The organism is Stenotrophomonas sp. HMWF023 (assembly GCF_003060985.1).
Taxonomy (GTDB): Bacteria; Pseudomonadota; Gammaproteobacteria; order Xanthomonadales; family Xanthomonadaceae; genus Stenotrophomonas; species Stenotrophomonas lactitubi.
In genome coordinates this window covers 12,007-12,517 of the sequence record NZ_QAIJ01000227.1, presented here as the reverse complement: position 1 = coordinate 12,517, position 511 = coordinate 12,007, and the positions used below count along the sequence as shown (strand labels likewise).

Annotated in this window: 1 protein-coding gene; it reads left to right on the top strand. The window is 68.1% G+C overall.

Annotation, left to right across the window (positions count from 1 at the left end):
• Positions 1–448 (top strand): NAD-binding protein (locus DBR20_RS12465; RefSeq protein WP_181393074.1); only part of this gene is annotated, 448 nt, incomplete at its 5' end.
• Between the last annotated feature and the right edge of the window lie 63 nt (positions 449–511).

Below are 511 nucleotides of genomic sequence, written 5' to 3'. Positions count from 1 at the left end.
GCCGATGACGATGGCATGGTCATGCAGGTCCAGCGACGGCAGTGCGCTGGCACAGGTACTGCGCGACCGCGGCGTGCCGGTGATGATCATCGACGACAACAAGGAACACGTGGCCGAAGCACATGCCGCAGGCCTGCCCGGCATCCGCGGCAGCGCCGCGTCGGACCGCGTGCTGGCCGAGGCCCATCCCGAGCGCGCGAAGATCGCGGTGCTGGCGATCCCGCAGCCGCTGGAAGCCGGTGAGACACTGGCCAAGCTGCGTGCGATCAACCCCAACCTTACCCTGCTGGCGCGCGCGCACAGCGATGCCGAAGTGAAGCATCTGCTTGAACACGGTGCCGATGGCACGGTAATGGCCGAGCGCGAGCTGGCTTACTCGCTGGCGGAAATGGTGATGGCGACCCCGCCGTATCGCAGTCTTGGGCAGCACAGCATTCCGGTGGTGTGAGGGGTGTGCGGCAGGGCTGCGCCCTGCACCCGCGGTAGTGCCGGCCGCTGGCCGGCAACCTCA